This window comes from Streptomyces sp. NBC_00490 (assembly GCF_036013645.1).
Classification (GTDB): Bacteria; Actinomycetota; Actinomycetes; order Streptomycetales; family Streptomycetaceae; genus Streptomyces; species Streptomyces canus_F.
On sequence record NZ_CP107869.1, the window covers coordinates 8,017,568 to 8,034,302 of the forward strand.

Annotated in this window: 12 protein-coding genes and 2 pseudogenes; 6 read left to right on the forward strand and 8 right to left on the reverse strand. The window is 70.8% G+C overall.

The window, feature by feature from the left end:
• Positions 1 to 747 precede the first annotated feature (747 nt).
• Both OG381_RS36505 and OG381_RS36510 read left to right on the forward strand, forming a co-directional pair.
• A complete protein-coding gene (locus OG381_RS36505; RefSeq protein ID WP_327720247.1) occupies positions 748 to 1,737 on the forward strand; it encodes an Acg family FMN-binding oxidoreductase in 990 nt (329 codons plus the stop codon).
• A gap of 162 nt (positions 1,738 to 1,899) precedes the next feature.
• A pseudogene (locus OG381_RS36510) lies at positions 1,900 to 2,112 on the forward strand (hemin transporter); the annotation flags it as partial.
• A 9-nt stretch (positions 2,113 to 2,121) separates the two neighbouring features.
• On the opposite strand, the gene OG381_RS36515 reads toward OG381_RS36510, so the two are convergent.
• Together OG381_RS36515 and OG381_RS36520 are read right to left on the reverse strand one after the other, a co-directional pair.
• The gene (locus tag OG381_RS36515) at positions 2,122 to 3,252 is read right to left on the reverse strand and encodes a hypothetical protein (protein ID WP_327720248.1); all 1,131 of its coding nucleotides are present in this window, start codon (positions 3,250 to 3,252) and stop codon (positions 2,122 to 2,124) included.
• A gap of 250 nt (positions 3,253 to 3,502) precedes the next feature.
• Positions 3,503 to 4,084, reverse strand: coding sequence for an Rv1733c family protein (locus tag OG381_RS36520; RefSeq protein WP_327720249.1), 582 nt, complete (start codon positions 4,082 to 4,084; stop codon positions 3,503 to 3,505).
• A gap of 169 nt (positions 4,085 to 4,253) precedes the next feature.
• Here OG381_RS36520 and OG381_RS36525 point away from each other — a divergent pair, with 169 nt between their 5' ends.
• From OG381_RS36525 to OG381_RS36540, 4 genes are all read left to right on the forward strand, one after another.
• Positions 4,254 to 4,955 (forward strand): PE-PGRS family protein, encoded by a 702-nt coding sequence (locus tag OG381_RS36525; protein WP_327720250.1) that lies wholly within the window; start codon positions 4,254 to 4,256, stop codon positions 4,953 to 4,955.
• A 748-nt stretch (positions 4,956 to 5,703) separates the two neighbouring features.
• The gene (locus tag OG381_RS36530) at positions 5,704 to 6,009 is read left to right on the forward strand and encodes a FeoA family protein (RefSeq protein ID WP_216827027.1); all 306 of its coding nucleotides are present in this window, start codon (positions 5,704 to 5,706) and stop codon (positions 6,007 to 6,009) included.
• Complete coding sequence (gene feoB, locus OG381_RS36535; protein WP_327720251.1) at positions 6,006 to 7,955, forward strand: ferrous iron transporter B; 1,950 nt, start codon at positions 6,006 to 6,008, stop codon at positions 7,953 to 7,955. The genes OG381_RS36530 and feoB overlap by 4 nt, the downstream gene beginning before the upstream one ends.
• 9 nt (positions 7,956 to 7,964) lie before the next feature.
• Positions 7,965 to 8,546 carry a NifU family protein gene (locus tag OG381_RS36540; protein WP_327720252.1) on the forward strand — a complete coding sequence of 194 codons (582 nt, stop codon included), beginning with the start codon at positions 7,965 to 7,967 and terminating at the stop codon, positions 8,544 to 8,546.
• Between the two features lie 103 nt (positions 8,547 to 8,649).
• On the opposite strand, the pseudogene OG381_RS36545 reads toward OG381_RS36540, so the two are convergent.
• From OG381_RS36545 to OG381_RS36570, 6 genes and pseudogenes are all read right to left on the reverse strand, one after another.
• Positions 8,650 to 8,928 (reverse strand): annotated as a pseudogene (locus tag OG381_RS36545) (DUF6457 domain-containing protein); the annotation flags it as partial.
• Positions 8,929 to 8,976: 48 nt separating this feature from the next.
• Positions 8,977 to 9,612 carry a vitamin K epoxide reductase family protein gene (locus tag OG381_RS36550; protein WP_327720253.1) on the reverse strand — a complete coding sequence of 212 codons (636 nt, stop codon included), beginning with the start codon at positions 9,610 to 9,612 and terminating at the stop codon, positions 8,977 to 8,979.
• A complete protein-coding gene (narI, locus tag OG381_RS36555; protein ID WP_327720254.1) occupies positions 9,609 to 10,394 on the reverse strand; it encodes a respiratory nitrate reductase subunit gamma in 786 nt (261 codons plus the stop codon). Before narI ends, OG381_RS36550 begins: the two co-directional genes overlap by 4 nt.
• Positions 10,391 to 11,218, reverse strand: coding sequence for a nitrate reductase molybdenum cofactor assembly chaperone (narJ, locus tag OG381_RS36560; protein WP_327720255.1), 828 nt, complete (start codon positions 11,216 to 11,218; stop codon positions 10,391 to 10,393). Before narJ ends, narI begins: the two co-directional genes overlap by 4 nt.
• Positions 11,215 to 12,750, reverse strand: a complete 1,536-nt coding sequence (gene narH, locus OG381_RS36565; protein WP_327720256.1) for a nitrate reductase subunit beta — start codon at positions 12,748 to 12,750, stop codon at positions 11,215 to 11,217. The genes narJ and narH overlap by 4 nt, the downstream gene beginning before the upstream one ends.
• A gap of 1 nt (position 12,751) precedes the next feature.
• Positions 12,752 to 16,450, reverse strand: a complete 3,699-nt coding sequence (locus OG381_RS36570; RefSeq protein WP_327720257.1) for a nitrate reductase subunit alpha — start codon at positions 16,448 to 16,450, stop codon at positions 12,752 to 12,754.
• Positions 16,451 to 16,735 lie beyond the last annotated feature (285 nt).

A 16,735-nucleotide genomic window follows, 5' to 3' on the forward strand; every position in this document is an offset into this window, starting at 1 on the left:
ACACCACAGTAGGAAGCGCGGCAAGGCGTGGAGCAGGGCCGAAGGTCCCCGCAAGAGGGCCGGGAGTCTGCCGACGCCGGGCCGCCGGCCACCAGTCTCGTCCCGTGGACCTATAGCGCAGGCACGCAGTCCCAGGGAGCGCTGCCTGGAGTGGCCTGCGGCGTTCGCCGTGACCCAGACCCGTATGGGGCCCACCGGCTCTTCCGCTTCATCCGCCCCGCCCTACGGTGGAGGGGTGATCAACCGCTCCGCGGGAGGAGAGCACGTAAAGATCGTCGCGTGCGGGCGGCCTCGCGAACGAGGAGCTGCTGCGTGGTAGACCTCGCCGGCCGGAGCGGCGACAACGCTCTCGTCCGCGTTAAGGCGACCTGAACCCCGGGACCACGCACGGCCACGGATCTTCGAACCGGAGCCGAGGTCTCGCGCGGTGTGGGGACGGGGAGCCCTCGCGGATGCCGATCCCGACGCCCGCGCCTGACTCGATGATCACTCCGAAGGACCGCGTGTCAGAGGGCCGATTGGCCCCTGCGGGGGGACGATGAGGTCCTTGCGGGGCGTGTTCTGGCGTGGTGTCTGGAGGTAGGGCGCAACAGCGTCGTGCGGCGAATCCCGGCCCGGCCCGGCCCGGCCCGGCTCGGCGAGTGGAGTGGGAACGGATCGTCGCGGCGCCGGCAGAAGCGGCAATCCGCTCGGCTGGGTACCCGACGGCTGGGACCTGTCGCATCGGCAGCACGTGAGGAGGATGCCATGGCACCGCGACTGGATGAGAAGACGGTGGCGAAACTGGTGGCCGAGGCCACGACGGCTCCGTCCATGCACAACGCCCAGCCGTGGCGCTTCCGCTTCCTGACCGGCGAACGTCTCGTGCTGCTCTACGCCGATCCCGAGCGGGCCATGCCCCGCTCGGATCCGGACAGCCGGGCGCTGCACATCGGCTGCGGGGCCGCACTGTTCAATCTACGGGTGGCAGCCGCGCACGCGGACCTTGTCCCCGACACGCGGCTGCTGCCCGAGCCTCAGGACCCGCTGCTGCTCGCCGCCGTGCACCTGGCCGACCCCACGGGGCGCTTCCGGGACGACGACCTGGCCCGGCTGCACCCGGTGGTCCGGGAGCGGCACACCAGCCGCCACCCCTTCGCCGAGAAGGGCGTGCCCGAGGACGTGCGGTCCACCTTGCAGGATGCTGCCGCGCGGGAAGGGGCCGAGCTGCTCTTCCCCGGCCTGTGGCATACCGAGACCGTACTCGACCTCGTCCGTGACGCGGAAAGCCGCGACTTCATGGACGCCGAGGCCAATGAGGACCTGGTGCGCTGGACCCGGCTCGGGCCCGAGGCGGACACTGCCGTCGACGGCGTCCCCGAATACGCCTTCGGGCCTCGTAAATGGGACGGCAAGGCTCCCGTACGTGACTTCACCGGACGCCGGCCGGTAGCCGACCGCGGCACCACGACCTTTGAACACACCCCGCACCTCGCCCTGCTCAGCACCCTCGGTGACGGCCCCGCCGACTGGCTGCGCGCCGGGCAGGCACTCGAACGCGTCCTGCTGGAGGCCACCCTGGTCGACCTGGCCACCTCCCTGACCTCCCACGCCCTGGAGGACCGCGAGCTGCGCCTGCTTGCCCGCGACCCGGGATTGGGCGCCGGCCAGGTGCAGATGGTGCTGCGTCTGGGCTACGGTCCGCGAGGCCCGGCCACGCCCCGCCGCCCCGTGGGGGATGTCCTTGAGATCGCGTGATCAGACGCCGTGGCGGTCCGGGCGGGAAACGAGGCGCTCCGGAGTGCAGACGCCGTCCTGACGGGATCGACGACTTGTGATTATTTGCCTCTGGCCTGGGGCCGAAGTGCCCCGGGCTGGACGCTTGGCGGCCTTCGAAGACGCGCATTGCCGCGGAACGGCGAGGAGGACGCTGCCGGCGAAGCAGGCGCCCGCGTCGGCCTGATGGACCTCGCCGATGTGGATCTGCCCGCGGACGCGGACGTCTACCTGTGTGGCTCGCTGCCGTTCATGCGCGCTGTACGAGCACAGTTGCTCCAGGCCGGCATCCCCGCCCGGCACATCCGCTACGAGGTCTTCGGCCCGGACCTGTGGCTGGCCCACGCCGAGAACTGAGCGTTGGGCCTATGGCACCTGCGGTGGTTCGGGCAGACGGCCGGTCAAGGATTCGATGTACTGCCGCACCAGATCAAGATCGATGTCGGCGAGGAAGGCGGTCTCTGTGTGCCCGCCGTACTTCATCTGGCCGGCGGTCAGCGCCGGCGGAATTCCCCGGCCGCGCACCCAGGTCTTGATCTGGCGCTCGAAGGCCCACGCGTCACCGGTGAGCTCGAAGTTCCAGCGCGCGACAAGTCGCCAGCCCTGGGACACGTGTTGGGTGATGCGTTGGTCGAGGTTGGCAATGCCCCACTTCAGAGCGCGATGGCCATCATGGACGACGAGGTAGAGGTGGCCCGGCCGGGCGGGGTTGATGCCGCGCTCGGCGCAGGTCGGGCAGCCTCCCTGCGGGCCTCGGATGTTGTGCAGCGTCGGCCCAGGGGCCAGGACCGTCTCACACGTCAGGCAGCGCGCCCTCCAGGGCAGGTCCGTGCTGCCCGGATAGGGGACGAGCGGTTCGAGTCCCTTCTCCAGCATGCTGGCGATGGCCTCTGCCTCGTCGAGCCGCAGCGCGTCCGCGATCTTCTCCGAGCGGCACGACCAGCATTGGCGACCGCGGGCGCGGACCTTCGCATAGGTGGGGGTGCCGACGTGACTGCAGCGCATGCAGCGACACAACCAGGGCTGCAGCGACCCCGGATAGCCGACCAGGGGCTCCAGACCAGCCTCCGTCATCAGCTTCCGCGCGGGCTCATCGGTGACATCGCGGCCGGCACAGTTGGTGCAGCCGCCGCGCCCGTTCTGGACGTGGGACAGCTTCTTCGGCTTGATGACCCCGCAGTGGACGCATCTGGCCGACCACGGCTTGCCAGCCCCCGGATAGTCCTCGAGCGGGTCCCAGCCCCATGTGAGCATGACGGCAGCAGCCTGCGCCCCATCGCGGGTGAGCTTGGCTGCGATCTTGAGAGACCGGCAGGTCTTGTTGCAGACACCGGTTCCCTTGTTCACGACGTCGTTGTAGCGCGGCGCGCTCACCGCATTGCATGTCAGGCAGAGGCACATCCAGGGAAGTTGTGTGCCCGGGAAGGGCTCGATCGGGCGCGCTCCGCGGCTTGTCAGGGCCTCGATGGCCTCAGCTTCGGTTACCTTGCGTGGCACACGGTCCCCCTTGGCGGCGCGCCGGGCGCCATCTCTGCTTGAGGGAGATCCTATTCCAAGGAAGGTTGCAGGGCAGGGGCTGGGCGAGAACCGGGGCGGGTCGTCCCGCCCACTATCTCGCGGTTCCGGAACGCTCTCCCGCCGATGGCTGGTTGGTGTCGCCCTGGTGAAGCCGTAGAACGCTGTCCGCCTGCACCTGGCCCTGCTCCGTCCCCTCGGCGGCGGTGCGGGCCCCGCAGTTGGAGGCGTTCTACGCGTGCCGGTGTCCCCGGTTGGCGTCGAACTCGGCCCAGGCGCGTTCCCACCGCGCCATGCGCCGCACATCCAGCCGTACCCGGGCGACCCACCAGCCGCCCACTACCAGTACGCACACACCTGCCCCGGCGGCCGCGCCGAGGGCGGCTCCCTGTGACCTGGCCTGGGCGGGGGTGGGCGGTGCGGGACGGAGGCGGTCGGCGTCGTCGAGCCACACCGTGGTGTAGGAGCCCGCCTTGCTGCCCGCTGCCACTGGGGCCTCACCGGTCTTGGGGGAGCCGTCGGGGGTCGTCCACCGCACGGTCGTCCGCACGTGGTCTTCTGCCATCCCGGAGAACCGTGACGGCGTCGCGGGGGCGTCCTCGACGAGGCGCGCTGCAGTGCGATGCAGGACATGCGCCTGGTCGAGAGCGGAGCGCTCGCCCACGGCAGCCGTCACCACGCCCACCGCGGGCACCATGAGCAGGAGCAGCGCCGCTGCTGCGACGCCGATCCAGGCTTCGGCGACGTCGGAGCGCCGCTTGAGCAAGTTGCGCCGCCAGCGCCAGAGCAACACCCTGCCACCGTGTATCAGCATGTGTGCATCCCTCCGGGCATGACGGACCTGAACATCACACCGCTACGGTGACGGATCGGCGAGCGATGGCGGCAGAGACCATCGGGGTCGTCTTGGGAGGGCCGATCGGCCCTGTTGCAAGAGCCGGCCGGGCCCGGCTGCCGAAGCGCCGCCGGGCACAATGCCGTTCATGACAGACGACGTGGGCGATGGCATGGATGCTCCTCAACTGGGTGAGGCCGTGGCGCTGCTGGCGGACTTCCTTGGCGCCGAGCCGTTGACCGCGGCCATCGCCTCACTGGAGCGGGACCTGGCGGGAAGGCCCGCGAGACAGGTCGGTGACCTGGCCGCCACTCGGGGAATCAGTCCCGACCTGATGGTGGCTGCGCTGACCGTGCGTGAGAGCCTCGGCCGGCTGAACGACCTCATCCATGCGGCCGGGATCGTTTTGGCGCTGCCTCATCTCCTGGAGGAGGGGGAGGAGATCTCCGTACGTCCTTCGCTGGCTGCCGGCAACGATCCGCGCCGACCGTTCGACCTGGAGACGAACCGGCGCGTGGCCGAGTTCAAACTGGCGCGGTGGCGCGGCGCGGACGCCATGCGCAAGCGGCAGACGTTCAAGGATCTGGTCATGCTTGCCGCCGACCGCACGAGCCGGCGCGCCGAACTGTTCGTCGTCGGACCCGAGCCCGGCCGCTTCCTGCGCACCTCCAGGGCGACGGCCGCCTGGGCGCTGGACCGCACGCCGCACGCCCGCCGAGTGTTCGAGGAGTCCTTCGGCTCCCTGGACCTCTCCGTCGCGCAGTTCACCGCGCACCACGCCGGCCATGTCCGGGTCACCGACCTGTGCGACGTGCTGCCGCCCATGGTGGCAGCGGCGCTGGTGCGCTGATCACGGCCGGGCACACGGCCGGGCGTCGGTCATGCGGGTGAACGCTACGACCGGCTCCTGATGCGGTGCCCGGCCGAAGCGCCTGATGTGGGTGGGCCGGACGGTCCTGGTCGTCGCCCGTTGCACGGGACCAACAGCCCTCGGAAAAGGGACTGTTCGGCCCGAGTGCCGCCTTCTGGGGTTCGAAGAAGCTGCTTTCGAGACCGAACGGGAGGAGGCAAGGCCACGGACCGCCGCTTCCATCTGCCGGCTGCGCGTTCTCCAAATTTTGAGGCCGCAGTTGGAAGCGGTGCCTTTCCGGCTCGGTCACCGTTCGGCCGCCTGCCACACCCGTCCCGGCCGGCCGGACGTACCCGGCTTGCTCGGCGACGACGCCGAGCGCTGCGCCCTCCTGCGGCAACCCGGCCGTCGGCCGGCGCGACGGGTCACTGTCTGCCGCGGCTCAGCAGCCGCCGAGAGGTTCCGCTCCGCCACGGTCGCCTTCTGCAACCGCTGCTCCTCTGCCCCACCTCGGCGACACCGACCTCACGCAACTCGCCCCGTGCGTCCTTGACGTATGCCTGCGGGTTTGAGGCCAGCTCGCTGCTGTGGGCCGTGTGGGCCGTGTGGTCCGGTTTGATGGGGCCGGCAGGCCCATGCCTGAGGGTCACAAGCCCCACGCCTTCCCCATGCAGGAAAGCCTAGCCTCACCTTTGTCGGTGATCGATTGCTGGGCGGACTTGCCCGGCGCGATGTGGCGGAGACACACATGAGTCGCACAGATGGGGTATTCGACGAAGCAGGCGGCCTGGGGTTCACCGTCATGGATGCCCCGCCGCTCTCTCTGGCGGACCTGGCTCCCGGCGCCCGTGCCGCGGTGATCGGGTTTGCCGCCGACGGTGAGCCCACCGTTGTCCGCCGGCTGCACGACCTCGGATTCACCCCGGGCGCGGTGGTGGAGGTGGTACGCCGGGCGCCGCTGCGTGACCCGGTCCTCTACCGGGTCAAGGACTACGAGGTGTGCCTGCGCCGGGCGCAGGCCGCGTGCGTTCACATCGGAGAGGAGACGAGGTGAGCGCGAACTGCCATGCTGCGGGCGGCGCGGACGCGACCCTGACCGGGGCGCCCCGGATCGCCCTGGTCGGTGCCCCCAACTCGGGAAAGACCAGCGTCTTCAACGGCCTTACCGGCCTGCGCGCCAAGACCGGCAACTACCCCGGAGTGACCGTGTCCCGGTTCGTCGGGACCTGCCGGACCGGCCCGCACCGGCATGTGATCGAGGATCTGCCGGGCACCTACAGCCTGGAGCCGATCAGCCCGGACGAGCGGATCACCGTCGATGTGCTGGAGGGCCGGCTGGAGGGTGCGCACCGGCCGGACGCGCTGCTGGTCGTCGCGGACGCCACCACGCTGGCGCGCTCCCTGGGATTCGTCGCCCAGGTCCTGGCCCGTGGACTGCCGGCCTGCGTGGTGGTGACCTTCACCGACGAACTGGCCCGACGTCAGGGCCGCCTGGACCTCGACGCGTTCGCCGAGGCGCTCGGCGTGCCGGTGCTGCCCGTGATCGGCCACCGCGGATACGGCATCGCGCGGCTGCGCGAGCAGCTCACCACCTGGCGCACCTGGCCGATCCCGGCCGTCGCACCGCCCATCGAGCCGGGCGAGCGGGACGCCTGGGCGCAATCGGTGCTGGCCTACGCCGGCTACCGGCCCCCCGAGCGCCACCGGGTCACCCAGCGGGTCGACGCGGTGCTGCTGCATCCGGTGTGGGGCACGGCGGTGTTCTTCGCGGTGATGGCGTTGTTCTTCCAGACCGTCTTCACTTTGGCCTCCCCGTTGCAGGGCGGGGTGGAGTCCCTGTTCGCTTGGCTGTCGGGCCAGGTGGACGCCCATATCGGCAATCCGTGGCTGTCCGGGCTCCTGGGGGACGCTCTCATCGGCGGGGTCGGCGGCGTGCTGGTGTTCGTCCCGCAGATCGTGCTGCTGTTCCTGCTCCTGGCCCTGCTGGAGGGAGTGGGGTACATGGCGCGGGCGGCGTTCCTGATGGACCGGGTGATGGCCCGCTTCGGCCTGGAGGGCCGGGCCTTCGTGGCGCTGCTGTCCTCGTTCGCCTGCGCGATCCCCGGCATCATGGCCACCCGCACCCTGCCCTCGGCCAAGGACCGCCTGGCCACCATGATGGCCGCACCGCTGATGACCTGCTCGGCCCGGCTCCCGGTCTACGTGCTGCTCATCGGCCTGCTGGTCGACCCGTCCGTGCGTGTCGGCCCGTTCGGCGCGCAGGGCCTGGTCATGTTCGGTCTCTACCTGCTGGGCGCCGTCTCCGCGATGCTGGCCGCCTGGGCATTCAAGAAGCTCGGCGACCGCCACGGCCAACCGGTGCCGTTCTTCATGGAGCTGCCGCCCTACCGCTTGCCCGCCCCGCGCGCGGTGCTGGTGGCGATGTGGTCCTCCGCGCGCGCCTTCCTGCGCAAGTGCTCGACCGTCATCGTCGCCACCAGCATCGTCCTGTGGCTGCTGCTGAACCTGCCGCTGCACACGGCCGCGCAGATGCAGGCGGCAGGCGTGGACACCACCAACCCCACGGCCGTGTCCGCCTACACCGTCGACCACAGCTACGCCGCCGGCCTGGGCCGGGCGGTGGCTCCCGTCTTCGACCCGCTGGGCTTCGACTGGCGCATCAACGTCGGCGTGCTGTCGGCACAGGCCGCCCGCGAGACCTTCGTCGCCACCCTCGGTCAGGTCGCCGCCGCCGAGGATCCCGAAGAGCCGGCACAGGCCCTGCAGGCCATGACCTACCCCGACGGGCCCCGCGCCGGACAGCCGGTGTTCACCGCGCCCACCATCGCCGCGCTGCTGGTCTACTTCGTCTATGCGCTGCAGTGCATGGCCACCGTGGCGGTCCTGCGCCGGGAGACCGGCACCTGGAGATGGCCGGCCATAGCCTTCACCTACCTGACCGTGCTGGCCTGGCTGATGGCCTACCTGGCCCGGACGGTCACCGTTCTGCTGGGCGGGTGAGCCGCGGCCATGATCCCCATACACCCCCAGCAGGTGCCCGGTCGGTCCGACCGGCTGCGCTGGATCATCCCCGCCGGACACCTCACCGGCACCGGCCCACTCACGGAGGTACCCGAACCGCTGGCAGCGTTGCTGGCCGACGGCACCCTCGCTCAGATCACCCTGGACGGCGAGGCCGTCGTCACCAGCCTCGGTGCGGGCCGCACCTGGTCCCAGGAGGGTGCCAGGGTTCGCGGTGCGCTGCACACCGCCCTCGGCGACCCCGACGGATGGATCCCAGTCACCAGCAGCGCCGCCTACGATGACGACGCGCTGCTGTACGGGGTGGCACGCGAGGTTCTCGCCGGACAGATGGGTGACTTCGCGCGGTCCCACGGCGGGAGCATCGACCTCGTCGGCGTATGCGACGGCGTCGTCACGGTCCGTCTCGGCGGCGCCTGCCACGACTGCCCCGCCTCCTGGTTCACGCTGCATCAGCGGCTGGAGCGTCAGCTGCGGCGACGCCATCCCGGTCTGCGGGAAGTCCGCAACGCGGCCTCACCGGCAAGCCTGTTCGGCCGGCTGTGCGACTCCCCCGAGGCGTCCTCCTGACCGCGCCGGCTCAGCCGCAAGCCGCTGCGCCCCTCACCTTGCCAACTGTCTGCAAGGTGAGGGGCGCCGGGGTTCTGGGCGTGGCTGGTGGCGGGAGGTCTTGCTATACGGCCCCGGGGCCGAGGCTCTGGTCGGTCTCAGCGGACCACCGGGCGGCGAGTTCGCCGGCTCGCCGGGCTGCGGCGGCCACCGCGTCAGGACCGCCGCCCGCCTGGCCTGCCGCGTACCCGACCAGGAAGGTCGTCAGGGGGGCGGCGGGTCGGGCGACGCCGTGAGCGGCATCGCCCGCGAGGGCGAGGAGGAGGGCGCGGTCGACTTCGAGGTCGATGAACAGGTCGGCCTTGAGAGCGGCCGTCCACTCCTGCAGTCGTCGTCCATGATCGTCGTTCTTTCATTCCTGTGCCGGTGAACGGGTTGGCGCGGTGGTCGGCTACAGCAGGCTGCTCCAGTACGGCCAGAAGCGGGTGAGGACGAGCAGCGCGATCACCCCGTACCAGGCGCCGAGGAGCACCCAGTGGGTGTCCCGGACGAGCACCAGCACGCCCCGGCGCACGGGGACGATTCCCTGTTCCAGGCAGTGCAGGGTGACATGCCAGAACAGGACGATGGTGACCGCCCAGACGACGGCGCAGTAGGGGCAGAGCTTGTTGAGCTCGTACAGCGACTGCCCGATCAGCCAGTGGACGAACACCACCCCCACCAGGGCCCCTGCGTCCAGCGCGAGCCATAGCCGGCGGTGCAGGCACGCTCCGGAGAGTACGGCGATGCCCAGGGCGATCACGGCGGAGAAGGCGCCCAGTCCGAGCAGCATGTTGGGGAAGCCGAACAGGCTGCCCTGCGGGCTGGACATGACGCTGCCACAACTGACGACGGGGCTGATGTTGCACGGCGGTCGGTAGGCCGGGTCTTTGAGGAGCCGCCAGTCGTCCACGGTGAGCTGGAAGGAGGCGAGCCAGCCGACGGTCCCGGTGAGGACCATCACCCATCCCGTTCGGCGGCTCGCGCCCACTGTGTGCCGGCGCCGGATGGTCGTGGCGTCCGGCGCGAGCACGGGTCCATGACTCATGCGGCGCGCCGGGAGCCGGAGGCCGGCCGGGTCCGGCCGTCTGCCGTCGGGGCCGGCGCCGGTGCGGCACGCCGCCGGTAGACCAGGTACGGCCGCGCCAGGTAGCCGATCGGGGCGCTCCACACGTGCACCAGCCGGGTGAACGGCCAGGCCGCGAAGAGCAGGAAGGCGGTCAGGGCGTGCAGTTGGAACAGTAGCGGGGCTCCGGCGATCGCCTCCGGGTGCGGCTGGAGGACGAACAGGCCGCGGAACCAGACGGAGACGGTGGAGCGGTAGTCGTAGCCGGCGCCGAAGACGTTGTGGGCGGCGGTGGCGGTGATGCCGAGCAGGACGGTGGCGGACAGCAGGGGGAAGAGGAGTTTGTCGCTGCGGTCGGTGCCGAGGCGGATCCGGCGGGTCAGGAGCCGACGGGCGCACAGCATGCCCAGGCCCGCGACCATGGCGACGCCCGCCACTGATCCCGCCCAGACGGCTGTGGTGTGGTAGGCGTGCTCGCTGATGCCGACGGCCTCGGTCCACGAGTCGGGAATGGCGAGTCCCACGACATGGCCGGCGATCACCATGAAGGCGCCGAGGTGGAACAGCGGGCTGCCCCAGCGCAGCCAGCGGCGTTCGAGGAGCTGGCTGGTGTGGGTGGTCCAGCCGAACTGGTCCTGGCGGTAACGCCAGACGTGCCCGACCACGAACACGGCGAGGCAGATGTAAGGGATGGCGACCCAGAGCAGGAGGTCGGTGCCGCTCGCCGAGGCGGCGGCCGACGGGGACAGGGGTGCGGTGCTCATCGGGTGCCTTCCATACGGCTGGTGGTCGGGTCGGCGGGCGGCACACGGGTCGGCGGAGCGGCCATCGGTGGCACGAACGTGCCCGGCGGGGCGAACTCCCCCTCCCCGTACGTCCCGTAGGGATCGAGGCCGACCTCCTCGTTCGGCGGTCCCTCGGCGACCAGCTGGGCCACCGCCGCGCGGTCCGCCTCGGTGGGCGGCGGCAGCAGGGTGAGTAGCGCGGCCAGCACGTGCCGGTAGGGCGAGTCGGCGTCGGCCAGTGCCCGGTGGATCAGCTCCAGGCCGCGCCGGTGCTGGCGCAGCGGTGCCTCGCCGCCCCCCGGGCCTACGAGGGCGGCGAACTCCAGGACGACCGGCAGGTGGTCGGGCAGTTCACCCCCGTCGATGTCCCAGCCGGCGGCCTTGTACCGCTGGTTCAGGGTGAGCAGGGCCATGCCGCGGCGGCGGGTGTCGCCGTGCAGGTAGTAGGTGAGGTAGAGGCTGCTCTTGCGGCGCAGGTCGAACATCTCGACGTAGTGCCGCTCCAGCGCCTCCGTCTCCTGACCCGTGAGCCAGGTGGTGAAGTCGGCCAGGTGTTCGGCGGCGGGCGAGGGCGGCAGCGCCTCGACGGTGGCGGTGAGCACCTGGCGGGCGGCGGCGAGTTCGGCGTCCGGGTACTGCAGCAGCAGCGAGCACAGGCGCAGCAGCAGGGTGCGTGCCTGGGCTTCCTCGGGGGTGAGGCGGGACGGGCGGCGTATGGCTGCCCGGACGCGGGTGCGGACGAGGGCGGGGATCGATGGGGGTCCCCCCAGGCGTTCAGCTCTGGGGGAGGGCAGCGGGCTCACGGACGGCCTCCGGCGGGGGTTTCGGGCGAGCGGCGGCGCAGGGCGGGGATGCCGAGCATGATCTTGCGGGGTTCGGCGGCGTCGGACGACTCGACCGGGCAGCGGTTCTCCATCGCGGTCAGCGCGGCGGCGTCTTCCTTGTGCGCGGCCGGGACGACGTACCGGTCGGCGTACTTGGCCACGGCGAGGAGCCGGTGCAGGTCCTCCGCCTCGCGGGGGGTGAGGCCCACGGCCTTCAGCGCAGCCTCGTCGCCGGACTCGCCGAGGGTGCGTTCACGCATGTACGAGCGCAGCGCGGTGAGCTTCATCAGCACTCCGGCGACCACGTCCGTGTCCCCGGCGGTGAACAGCTCCGCCAGGTATTCCAGCGGGATGCGCAGCCGGGTGACGGCGGCGAACACGTGGTCGGGGTCGTCCTGGTTGCCGCCCGCCGCGTCGACGGCGTCGAGGACGGGGGAGAGCGGGGGCACGTACCAGACCATCGGCATCGTCCGGTACTCCGGGTGCAGCGGCAGCGCCACCTTGTACCTCATCACGAGGTCGTAGACCGGGGAGCGGCGGGCCGCGTCCAGCCAGTCCTCCGGGATGCCGGCCTCCCGTGCCGCCGTGATCACGGCGGGGTCGTGCGGGTCGAGGAAGACGCCGCGCTGGGCGTCGAGCAGGTCCTTCTCATCCGGGGTGGCGGCGGCCTCGCCGACGCGGTCGGCGTCGTACAGCAGCAGACCGAGGTAGCGCAGTCGGCCGACGCAGGTCTCGGAGCAGACGGTGGGCTGGCCGGCCTCGATGCGCGGGAAGCAGAACGTGCACTTCTCGGCCTTGCCGGTGGCGTGGTTGACGTACACCTTCTTGTACGGGCACGCCGTCACGCACATCCGCCAGCCGCGGCAGCGGTCCTGGTCGACCAGGACGATGCCGTCCTCGACGCGCTTGTACATCGCGCCGGACGGGCAGGCGGAGACGCAGGCCGGATTGAGGCAGTGTTCGCACAGGCGGGGGAGGTGGAAGAGGAAGGTCTGCTCGAACTCGAACTTGACCTTCTGAGCCCATTCCCCGGTGAGGTTGGGGTCGCCGGCGGCGTTCTCGGGGGCGCCGCCGAGGCCGTCCTCCCAGTTGGCGCCCCAGGTGATGGCGGTGGGTTTGCCGGTGAGGACGGAGCGGGGGCGGGCGACGGGTATGTCCTTGCCGGCCGGGGCGTTGACGAGGTTGTCGTAGTCGTAGGTGACGGGCTCGTAGTAGTCCTCGATGGACGGCAGGTCCGGGTTGGAGAACAGGGACAGGAGCCTCTTGATCCGGCCGCCGGAGCGCAGGACGAGGCGTCCGCGCTTGTCGAGCATCCAGCCGCCCTTCCACTGCTCCTGGTCCTCGTAGCGGCGGGGGTAGCCGACGCCGGGTTTGGTCTCGACGTTGTTGAACCAGGCGTACTCGACGCCGGTGCGGTTGGTCCACGTCTGCTTGCAGGTGACCGAGCAGGTGTGGCAGCCGATGCACTTGTCGAGGTTCATCACCATGGCGATCTGGGCCATCACTCGCATGTCAGTACTCCACTTGCTGGCTGCGGCGGCGGATGACGGTGACCTCGTCGCGCTGGTTGCCGGTCGGGCCGTAATAGTTGAAGGCGTAGGTGAACTGGGCGTAGCCGCCCGCGAGATGGGTGGGCTTGAGCAGGAGCCTGGTGAGGGAGTTGTGGATGCCGCCGCGTTTGCCGCTGACCTCGGTCTTCGGCACGTTCACGTTGCGGTCCTGGGCGTGGTACATGTACACGGTTCCCTCGGGCATGCGGTGGGTGACCACGGCCCGGGCGGCGACGACGCCGTTGCGGTTGTACGCCTCGATCCACTCGTTGTCCTTGACGCCGATCTTCTCGGCGTCGGCGGTGGACATCCAGATCGTGGGTCCGCCGCGGGACAGGTCGAGCATGTACTTGTTGTCCTGGTAGTTCGAGTGGATGGACCACTTCGAGTGCGGGGTCAGATAGCGGACGGTGACCTCCGCCCGGCCGTCCTCGCGCAGCTGCTCGTCGCCGTAGTGCCGGGGCGTGTTCAACGGCGGTCGGTAGACGGGAAGTTGCTCGCCGAGTTCGGCGATCCAGTCGTGCTGGACGAAGAAGTGCTGGCGGCCGGTGAGGGTGTGCCAGGGCTTCTTGTGCTCGGTGTTGATCACGAACGGGGAGTAGCGGCGCCCGCCGGTCTCCGAGCCCGACCACTCGTACGACGTCATCACCGAACGGGGCTGGGTGCGCGTGTCGGCGAAGGTGATCCGGTCGGCCTCGCGCTCGGCGGCGAGTTCGACCAGGCCCTCGCTGCCGGTCTGCCGCTCCAGCTCCCGGAAGCCTTCGGTGGCCAGGCGGCCGTTGGTGGTGCCGGACAGGGCGAGGATCGCCTCGCACATGTCGGAGGCGGTGGCGAGGGAGGGCCGTCCGGCGGCGATGCCGTCCCTGACGGTGCCGTTGCGGTGCCGGAGGTCGTCGATCTCCTGGTTCGGGTGGACGGTGACGCCCTTGGTGGTGGTGCCCAGCGTGTCGAGCAGCGGGCCGACGGCGCGCATTTTCTGCGCGATCGCGGCGTAGTCCCGCTCGATGACCACGAGCTTGGGCATGGTCCGCCCGGGGACCGGTTCGCACTCGCCGGCCTTCCAGTCCCGTACCACCCCGCCCGGCTGGGCGAGTTCGTCCGGGGTGTCGTGCAGCAGCGGCACCGCGAGGACATCGGTGCGGGTGCCGAGGTGGTCGGCGGCCAGTTCGCTGAACTTGTCGGCCATCGTCAGGAACATGTCGTAGTCGGTGCGGGCCTGCCAGGGCGGGGCGATGGCCGGGGTGAAGGCGTGGACGAAGGGGTGCATGTCTGTGCTGGACAGGTCGTCCTTCTCGTACCAGGTGGCGGCCGGCAGGACGACGTCGGAGAGCAGGCTGGTGGAGGTCATGCGGAAGTCCATGGTGACGAGCAGGTCGAGCTTGCCCTCGGGGGCCTCCTCCCGCCACACCACCTCCTTCGGACGGCCCTCGGACGGGGTCTGCTCGGAGCGGACGGCCGCGTCGGTGCCCAGCAGGTGGCGCAGGAAGTACTCGTTGCCCTTGCCGGAGGAGCCGAGCAGGTTGGCCCGCCACACCGTCAGCACACGCGGGAAGTTGGCCGGGTCGTCGGGGTCCTCGACGGCGAACCGCAGCCGCCCGGACTTCAGCTCGTCCACGATGTGCTCGGCGACCGGCCGGCCCGCAGCGGCTGCTTCGTCGGTCAGATCGAGGGGGTTGCGGTTGAAGCCGGGGTGACCGGGAGTCCAGCCCAGCCGCACGGCCTGCGCGAGTGTGTCCGCGAACGCCTTGCCCTTGAACCGGCCTTTCCCGAGCGGGGAAGCGAGCTCGTCGGGCCCGAACGCCTCGTGGCGCCACTGGTCGGAGTTCAGGTACCAGTACGAGGTGCCCGCCATGTGCCGGGTGGGCCGCTGCCAGTCGAAGGCGAACGACAGGTGCTGCTGTCCGGTGACCGGGCGGACCTTCTCCTGGCCGACGTAGTGCGCCCAGCCGCCGCCGTTGACGCCCTGGCAGCCGGTCATCGTGATCAGCGCCAAGAAGGCCCGGTAGATGGTGTCGGAGTGGAACCAGTGGTTGGTGCCCGCTCCCAGCGCGATCATCGAGCGGCCGTTGGTGCGCTCGGCGTTGCGTGCGAACTCCCGGCCGATGCGGGCCGCCTGCTCCGCCGGGACCGAGGTGATCGTCTCCTGCCAGGCCGGGGTGTACGGCTCGGACGCGTCCTCGTACGAGGCGGGCCAGTTGCCCGGCAGCCCGGGGCGTGCGACGCCGTACTGTGCCAGCATCAGGTCGAAGACCGTGGTGACGAGCCGGCCGCCGACCCGGCGCACCGGCACCCCGCGCACCAGGACCGAACCGCCTTCCGTGCTGCCCTCGTCGAAGCGGGGCAGCGCGACCTCGGCCGTCTCCTCGGCCCGCTCCAGCAGGCTCAGTTCGGGCACGACGTCGCCCAGGTCCAGGTTCCAGCGGCCTCGCCCGGCTTCCCCCCACCGGAAGCCGAGCGAGCCGTTGGGGACCACGGGTTCGCCCGTGGCCCCGTCCAGGAGGACCGTCTTGGACTCGGCGTGCTCCGTGTCGTGTCCGAGGTCGGCGGCGGTCAGGAACCCGTCCGGGACGAGACCGTGCTCGTGCTCGCGCAGGGTCACCAGGAACGGCGCGTCGGTGAACTTGCGCATGTAGTCCTGGAAGTAGGGCACCTCGCGGTCGACCAGGAACTCGCGCAGGATGACGTGGCCCATGGCCATCGCCAGCGCCCCGTCCGTGCCGGGGTGCGGGGCGACCCATTCGTCGGCGTGCTTGACGTTGTCGGCATAGTCGGGGCTGACCGCGACGACCTTGGTGCCGTTGTAGCGGGTCTCGGTGAGGAAGTGCGCGTCGGGCGTGCGGGTGACGGGGATGTTGGAGCCCCACATGATCAGATAGCCCGCGTTCCACCAGTCCGCGGCCTCCGGCACGTCCGTCTGGTCGCCGAAGACCTGCGGCGAGGCGATGGGCAGGTCGGCGTACCAGTCGTAGAACGACAGCAGTGTGCCGCCGATCAGCGAGTGGAACCGCGCCCCGGCGGCGAACGACGCCATCGACATCGCCGGGATGGGCGAGAAGCCGGCGACGCGGTCGGGGCCGTATGCCTTGATCGTGTGCACCTGGGCGGCCGCGATCAGCTCGCTCACCTCGTCCCAGTCGGCGCGCACCAGGCCGCCCTTGCCGCGGGCCCGCTTGTAGGCGCGGGCCTTGGCCGGGTCGCCGGTGATCTCGGCCCAGGCCGCCACCGGGTCGCCGAGGCGCTTGCGGGCCTCGCGCCACAGCTTCAGCAGCGTGCCGCGCACGTACGGGTAGCGGACCCGGCTGGGAGAGTAGGTGTACCAGGAGAACGATGCCCCGCGGGGGCAGCCGCGCGGCTCGTACTCGGGGCAGTCCGTGCCGATCGACGGGTAGTCGGTGGCTTGGTGCTCCCAGGTGATGATGCCGTCCTTGACGTACACCATCCACGAACACGAACCGGTGCAGTTCACACCGTGGGTGGAACGCACCACCTTGTCGTGGGCCCACCGGTCCCGGTAGAAACTCTCCCACTTCGGGTCGCCTTCACCGAACACCGCTCGCCCGTCCGCGGACACCTCCCGGCGGGTCAGCAGCCTGCGGGCTGCCAGCGGCCAGCCCTCACCGGTGGGCGACGCCTGGCGCCGTGCGTTCTGATCGTTCTCCATGGCTGGGAACGCTAGAAGGCGCAGGCCATGGTGCACCTGGGGCTGGCGGTCCCTGCCGGATGACCTTCCGGCCCCATCTGGCCGGTCGTAGTAGGGACCTTTGGTCCCCGTACTGGGGTCCGGTCGGCGGGGGCGTCGGCTGCGCCCGGCGTGCATGCTGGGCACTGATCGAACCGCAGATGCCCATCTGTACGACCGCATTCCGTGCCTGCCTGGCGGCCGATTCCCCCGTCCCTGGCCGCCGCAGGTGCAGCGCGTACGGCGCGTGGCGCCCGGTTCGGTCGA